The organism is Streptococcus intestinihominis (genome assembly GCF_046824975.1).
Classification (GTDB): Bacteria; Bacillota; Bacilli; order Lactobacillales; family Streptococcaceae; genus Streptococcus.
This window is the reverse complement of record NZ_JBKQBL010000001.1, coordinates 359,340-366,735: the sequence shown is the minus strand read 5'-3', so window position 1 is coordinate 366,735 and position 7,396 is coordinate 359,340. Positions and strand designations below refer to the sequence as shown.

Sequence of the window (7,396 nt, the reverse complement as noted above, 5' to 3'; positions counted from 1 at the left end):
AATTTACCGAAATCTTTCATTTGTGCTATAATCAAGGGGAAGTGACGTCATGGAAAGAAGGGTATCATGAGTTTAGAACAGTTAGAGCGGAAATCGCTCCAAGAAATCAATCAATCTGTCAAGGTTCCCAAGGGAACTTCTTTTTGGAGGACCTTATTATTGTTTTCAGGTCCGGGGAGCCTAGTAGCAGTGGGCTACATGGATCCTGGGAACTGGATCACCAGCGTTGTTGGAGGGGCTCACTATCGTTACTTGCTCTTGTCGGTGGTTCTCTTGTCTTCCTTGATTGCCATGCAATTGCAACAGATGGCTGGGAAACTAGGGATTGTCCATCGGAAAGATTTGGCCCAAACAACAGCGACGCATTTGCCCAAGTGGCTCCGCTATATTCTCTGGATAGTGATTGAATTAGCCTTGATGGCGACAGATTTAGCAGAAGTCATTGGTTCAGGGATTGCACTCCATTTGCTATTCGGATGGCCCTTGCTCTTTTCTATTTTGGTCACCATCCTGGATGTCTTCCTCCTCCTTGGACTTATGCACTTAGGTTTTCGTAAGATTGAGGCTATTGTCTCCACCTTGATTTTGACCATTCTGGGGATTTTTATCTACCTTGTGGTCCTATCAAAACCAGATATAGGTGGCATTTTTGCTGGCTTTCTTCCTCAGAAGGAAATCGTAGGCATCGGTCTTCCCAAGGGATCACAAGCCTTGACGCTGGCCTTGGGGATTATTGGTGCAACCGTCATGCCCCATAATCTCTATTTGCATTCCTCCATTTCACAGACACGCAAGGTTGATTATGAGGATCCTGCAGATGTTCGTCGGGCTGTGCGTTTCATGACCTGGGACTCTAATATTGAATTGACCCTGGCTTTTGTTGTCAACTCACTCTTGCTGATTCTCGGAGCGGCCCTCTTTTTTGGACACGCAGAAGAAATTGGAGCCTTCTCTAGTATGTATGATGCCTTGCAAAACAATGCCATTGCAGGAGCTATTGCAAGTCCTTTTCTGTCCACCTTGTTTGCTGTTGCTTTGTTAGCAAGTGGTCAGAATTCAACAATTACAGGAACTCTAACAGGTCAAATTGTCATGGAAGGTTTTCTTAAATTCCGCCTTCCTCAATGGCTTGTCCGCCTCTTTACACGGATGTTGGCCCTCACTCCTGTCCTGATTGTCGCCTTTCTCTTTGGAGACCAGGAAAGTGTTCTAGATGATTTGTTGGTCTATTCTCAAGTCTTCTTGTCTCTGGCTCTACCATTTTCAATTTTTCCCTTGGTTTACTTTACCTCCAATAAAAAAATTATGGGAGAATTTGTCAATGCAAAATGGAATACTTATTTAGCTTATGGAGTAGCTACTCTTCTGACTCTTTTAAACGTCCAACTCATTGTGACGACGCTCTTTAAATAAAAAATCAGCTTTGTCGGACGGGGAAAACATGCTATAATAGAAGGGAAGTTCCCATCTAGCTAGAAAATGGGCAGAAGTGGGCAGTAAAAACTAAACAAGAGGGCCTAACCCCTTGATACGAAAGGAATCTCGAAAATCTTATGATGAATATGCAAAATATGATGAAGCAAGCACAAAAGCTTCAGAAACAAATGGAACAAAGTCAGGCAGAATTGGCGGCTTCTCAATTTGTTGGCAAGTCTGCTCAGGACTTGGTCGTCGCTACCTTGACAGGTGATAAAAAGGTGGTATCCATCGAATTTAACCCGGCAGTAGTAGACCCAGAAGATACAGAAACTCTTTCTGATATGACCGTTCAAGCTATCAATGCGGCAATCGAAGAGATTGATGCGGCAACCAAGAAAAAATTGGGAGCTTTTGCTGGTAAATTACCATTCTAAGCATACAGAGAAAACCTCTATCGATGATAGAGGTTTTTTTAGTCGTTAAAAAAATTGGAGAGGTCCAATCCACCAAAAGGAGAGGTAGAAAAGGATTCTTGTTCGGTTAGGAGTTGCCGGGCCCGGTCTGATTCGAGAAAGGCTTCATAAACAAGAGCAGTCATCCGGGCATCTTCTAGACTATCATGCGATTTTCCAGCTACTCCTAAAAACTGAGCAACTGTATGGAGCTGCAAGTTTTTAATCCCATGGAGGTCAGAAGGGCGGCGTTTAGAAGCTTCTTCAAAGACATCAACAGCATATTGGTCTGTGAACTCTAGCCCATTTTCCGCTAGGATAGGGAGGTCACTCTTGATGGCATTGTATCCAATGAGGGGACTATCTGCAACAAAATCTCGGAACTCCGCTAGGACTTGCTCGAGTGGGGGAGCTTGGAGGATTTTATCAGATGTGATCCCGGTGAGGCCATTGATAAAGCTCTTTAGTGGTTTATCCGTATAGGCATAGGAATCATAGTGGGCAACTTCTTGGCCATCTGCAAAGCGGACAGCAGAAACTTGGATAATGTGGTACTTTCCTTCAAATTGATTAAATTCTAAATCAAAGGAGACATAGTGGCTTAATTCTTTCAAGGGAACTCCTTCATCTATTGGGTGTTTTTGGATTTTCTAATTATTGAGGGGAGGCAAAGGCATAGAAAAAACTGACCGAAGTCAGTTTTTAGCGACCAAAGACGCGTCTCCAGAAGCCTTTACTCTCTTGTTCTTGAACCTTTTCATTGGCTTGATCTAATTCTAATTTCAATGTTTCACGGTCATTCATAGCCTGAAGGGTTAGCTGTTGTTGTTGGTCGAGCTGTTTGTCTTTTTCAGCAATCTGAACATCTTTGACACGCAACTGCTCATCCTTTTTAGCTAATTGCTCATCTTTGGATTTTAGCTGGTCGTCTTTTGCTTTTAGTTGTTCGTAGAGACGGACGATTTCGGCATTTTTTTCATCTACCAAAATTTCCATCAATTCACGCTGTTTCACATCATCACTGACAGGCTCGTCTTCAAAGATGGTCTTTTTGTAGATTTCTTCTAGCTTGATCAAGCCACTACGGGTTACGACGGTAACTCCCTTATCATTTTTTTCTGTATCTTCAGGATCTAGGGCCTTAACACGGTTGTTGACCGCTTGGCGACTAACTCCTAGAATTTCAGCAATTTCGCTGACTGTTTTTTCGATAGCCATAATATCCTCTAAACTCTTTTTCTATGAAATACTCTCTTAGATATTATCATAAGTAGGCAAGGCTGTCAAATCAAGCAAGGGAAGGGACGACAAGGAAAAAGCATGAAATTCCTTAATCCATCTTAGGAAGGGTTAATCTGGAGTTAGCCAGATCAATGGTGAGTTGGTAGTCCGTTTGGTCGCGGACAGTGATCTCGAAGTCGGTTGTATAAAGGACAAGACGAAGAGTAGTCCCTTTTTCCAGCTTGTAGATGGTTGGTTGGAGTTCAAAGTCGAATTCCATCCATTCCCCTGGGGTTACAGGTTCGACTTGTAAGAGATCATGACGGTTTTGAAGGTTGAGATAGCCCTTTGTAATCACCCGTTGACCGGCTTCCTTAAATGGCAACTCGGTCAAATTGTCTAGCATATGGTAGCGACCGTTATCAAGGGTGCGGACGGATAGGACAGCTGGATAGGGTTGGAGATATTTCTTGCTTCCTAGCTCCATGAGTTGGGCTGAGAGCAAGCCTTTGTTTGTGCTAGATTGGAGCCGCAGGTGAAGGCGAGCTTTTCCGTTGAGGTGTAAGTCTTCTGCGATCGGAAGATCGATGGTCACCTGTTGGGCCTTATCTTGGTAAAGATCAGTTAGGAAGGTTGGATAGGCTTTGCCATAGCGCTCATAATCTTCTGTCGCATAGCGGTTTTGGATGACTCTCTCACCATCTCCCAGTGGGAAGGTCCGCTGGGCTGTTTGATTGCCAAAGTCTTCCAAGGAAGTCCAACTTTGTTCCCCTGTATTGTCCTGCCAGATGACGGTTGGCAATTCATAGCTTGAATCATAGCCCAGTAATTTTTTAGAGAGGAGGGCATTCATACTCTCACGGAAGTCAATGGACTGCCAGTTGTTGAGATAGACATGGGCTCCATTGTGATAGAAGAGGTGTTTCTTGATGTTGGCTGGAAGGGCTTGGAACATTTGGTATACATGGAGGGGCTTGACATTCCAGTCTTGGGAACCATGGGTGAAGACGACCTCTGCCTTGACTTTGTCTGCCTGAAGGAGATAGTTGCGGTCATGCCAGAATTGGTTGTAGTCCCCTGTTTTGCGATCCAATTGCTTCTTAACCTCTTCCAAATCAGCGACATGGGCTGCATGGTGGCGGAGATAGTCTCCAGCCCGAAGGGCACGTGAATAAGTCAACTCAGCAAGCGAATCAAAATCCTCTCCAGGATAGCCGCCAGGACTCGTCACGAGTCCGTTTTCCCGATAGTAGTTGTACCAAGAAGAGATACCGGCTTCTGCGATGATAACTTCTAGGCCATCGACACCGGTGGTAGCCAGTCCATTGGACATGGTCCCTAGGTAGGACAAGCCCGTCGTAGCAACTTTGCCGTTAGACCAATCGGCCTTGACTTGGCGTTGGCGACTGTGGTCTGTAAAGGCCCGGCAACGACCGTTGAGCCAGTCGATAACATTTTTATAGGCCTCGATTTGACGGTAATCTCCATTGGTCATCAAGCCTTGAGAGTCCTTGGTCCCTAAACCGGAGACGTAGAGATTGGCAAAACCACGAGCGAGAAGGTAGTCATTGAGGGTATAACTGGAGTTGATATGAGTGAGGGTTTCTTCAGCCTCAGAGACTAGTTGAGCTGAACCGACAGGATCCACCAATTCTAATTGAGGTTCTTCTACTTGGATGGTATGAGGTTCTTTGACCTCGAGGTCCACATTCATATTATAGAGAGCCTTGTCGCTAGCCTTGTCATTGGTTCCTTGGTGATAAGGGCTGGCAGTCATGACGGCTGGGATTTTTCCTTCATAGCGTGGGCGAATAATATTGACCTTGACCAAATCTGGAAGACCATCCTGGTCGCTATCAACTCGACTCTCCACATAGACCACTTCACGGATTACATCATGGCAGTTAAAGGTAGCTAGACTTTTTCCGTTGAAAAAGTGGTAGCGATTGTCCTCGGGGATCAAGCCATCGCTGACCAACTGCTCAATTAGTAAATTCCCTTTGACTGTTCGAGTATTGAGGAGGTGATAGAGGTTCTCAACCAAGTTTCCATACTCAATCGGAATTTGGACTTCTTTTAAGAAGCTGTCCGTATTTTCAAAGTCAATAAAATAGCGGAAACCGAGCAATTGGAGGGCCACTGTGTAGAAAATATTTGGAGACCATTCGCGGTCAGATTGGAAATAGCTCAGGAGATCTGTTTCAGCATCCGCCACTAGGTTAGAGAGAGGATAATCTGTATTTTTGTAGGTGAAATAAACCTTGCGAACAAACCATTCAAACAGTTCTTTCTCTGTAAGATGAAGGGGAAGGTCAAACCCGATTTCTTTCAGTTCCTTTAGAATGTCTGCTTGGTCGACTGGTAGATAGCTATATTGATTGAATTTCATAGGATGCTCCTTTTATCAGCTTCACTGTTTCTTTACTTCTTATATTATACGTGATAAAATAGTATTTGTCTAAAGACCTTTGATCTCTGAAGGAGGGTGTCATGGTGAGAAAATTATCTGTTGAAGAAGTTGCAAGAAGACGGACTTTATTGTTTGGGGTTCTTGCCGTCATTTTTGGGATCCTCATTTTTCGAAACGGTGTTGGTTTCACAAAATTTTCCTTGGATCTATTAGCCATTTACTTTTTAGTTGATGGACTAGGAAGCTTTCTTCTTCGCTTTTTGTTACGTAGCAAGTCTATTTCCTATAGCCACTCTATTTGGTTTATTTTTCTTTCACTTGCGTTGATCTGGTTGAATCGACTGAGTAGTCTGCCCGTAAACTTAGTTGTGATTTGTTTAGGGGCATATCAGTTGGGGAGTGCCATTGTCTATGGGATCACATTTTGGCTTTATAAGGCCAATCGGGTAAAAGGAGGCTGGCTCTATTTATGGGATGCGCTTTTAAACGGTGGGATTGGTCTAGCAACTGTCTTGGAACCTGGTTCAGATGGGCACTTCCAATTTATCCTCTTGGGGGCTTATCTGGTCTTGTTGGGGATTTCTAATATTCGAGATGGTATTTTATTTGACAAAGACCAACAAGGCCAAGAGTTAAAACGTCGCTTTCGTATTAGCCTACCGGTTATCTTTGCAGCCTTTATCCCTGCTAAGGAGTTAAAACGGTTTAACCAGTTTCTTCAAAAAGGGAGCTCGGCGGGACACACAGGCCCTTATCGATTGGTGAAAAAAGAAGAAGAGGCAAGGGAATTAGAAATTTTGGTTCATACTTCTGACAGCAACTTATTTGGAGCGATTGGGCATGTAGATATTTGTTATCAGGGGAAGGTCATTTCTTACGGAAGTTACGATCCCTTTTCAGAGCGTCTATTTGGGACGATTGGGGATGGCGTACTGTTTAAAGTGGATAAGGAACCATACATCGAACTATGTAAAAAAGAGAGTCAAAAGACGCTGTTTGGCTACAGCCTATCCCTTACCGAAGAAGAGAATCAGGCAGTAGAGAAGCGTCTAGCTGAAATTGATCAGTTGTTAGAACCTTGGGATCCACCTAGTAGGTTACTGGAAGACGGTCAGCCGACCTACGCTTACAAATTGAAATATGATTTAGGGGCTGAGCTATATAAATTTACTTCTTCGCGTTTTAAATCTTACTTTGTTCTGTCTACGAATTGCTGCCTGTTAGCAGATTCCATTGTGGGACAGGCGGGAACGGCTGTATTAGATGTGCGTGGAGTGATTGCACCAGGGACCTATCAGGATTACTTAGAATACGAATTTGAAGCTCCAAACGGGCGGGTCCATACACGAACAGTATATTAAGTAAAGAAAGACAGATTCAAAATTTTGAGAAATCTGTCTTTTTTGCACAAGATTTCTTGTAAAAAAAAAGAAAATCTTTTAAAATATAAAAGACTTGGAGGAATTATGTGCATAAATAAGATTAGTAGTATTTCACCCGTATTAAAAACAAACAATCGAAATGTCAATCAAGAATTTTTTGAAAAGGTCTTAGGAATGAAAACCCTGTTGGAAGATGGGGCTTTATTATCCCTTGGAGATCAATCGAAGACAGACCGCCTCTATTTAGAGGAATCCCCTAGTATGAGAACCCGCAAGGTGGAGGGCCCAAAACGCCTGGCTTGCTTAAAGATTCGCGTGACCAACCCACAAGAAATTGAGTGGCTTCTGGCTCGTGGACATCAAGTTGATCGCCTCTTTAAAGGAAAAAATGGCTATGCCTTTGAAGCCCTTTCGCCAGAAGGAGATCGTATCTTGCTCCATGCGGAAGAGCAAGTGGGCAGTTTAACTGAAATTGAGGAAGTTCCAGATTTTCAAGCGAATGAAGAGTTTAC

7 protein-coding genes are annotated in these 7,396 nt (G+C 43.6%); 4 read left to right on the top strand and 3 right to left on the bottom strand.

The window, feature by feature from the left end; genetic code table 11:
- Positions 1-66: 66 nt before the first annotated feature.
- Positions 67-1,413 (top strand): Nramp family divalent metal transporter, encoded by a 1,347-nt coding sequence (locus tag ACLOR3_RS01910; RefSeq protein WP_129269957.1) that lies wholly within the window; start codon positions 67-69, stop codon positions 1,411-1,413.
- Between the two features lie 140 nt (positions 1,414-1,553).
- Positions 1,554-1,853, top strand: a complete 300-nt coding sequence (locus tag ACLOR3_RS01905; protein WP_048690824.1) for a YbaB/EbfC family nucleoid-associated protein — start codon at positions 1,554-1,556, stop codon at positions 1,851-1,853.
- 38 nt (positions 1,854-1,891) lie between these two features.
- Here the strand turns inward: ACLOR3_RS01905 and ACLOR3_RS01900 are convergent, their stop codons facing one another.
- From ACLOR3_RS01900 to ACLOR3_RS01890, 3 genes are all read right to left on the bottom strand, one after another.
- Positions 1,892-2,485, bottom strand: a complete 594-nt coding sequence (locus tag ACLOR3_RS01900; protein WP_061564416.1) for a 3'-5' exonuclease — start codon at positions 2,483-2,485, stop codon at positions 1,892-1,894.
- 88 nt (positions 2,486-2,573) lie between these two features.
- Entirely contained in the window at positions 2,574-3,089 is a 516-nt protein-coding gene (locus ACLOR3_RS01895; protein ID WP_048690819.1) for a DUF536 domain-containing protein, read from the bottom strand.
- Between the two features lie 112 nt (positions 3,090-3,201).
- A complete protein-coding gene (locus ACLOR3_RS01890) occupies positions 3,202-5,481 on the bottom strand; it encodes a Xaa-Pro dipeptidyl-peptidase (protein WP_156676978.1) in 2,280 nt (759 codons plus the stop codon).
- A gap of 101 nt (positions 5,482-5,582) precedes the next feature.
- On the opposite strand from ACLOR3_RS01890, the gene ACLOR3_RS01885 reads away from it, so the two are divergent.
- Entirely contained in the window at positions 5,583-6,863 is a 1,281-nt protein-coding gene (locus ACLOR3_RS01885) for a DUF308 domain-containing protein (RefSeq protein WP_023024458.1), read from the top strand.
- A 105-nt stretch (positions 6,864-6,968) separates the two neighbouring features.
- Positions 6,969-7,396 (top strand): CppA N-terminal domain-containing protein (locus ACLOR3_RS01880; RefSeq protein WP_412036935.1); only part of this gene is annotated, 428 nt, incomplete at its 3' end.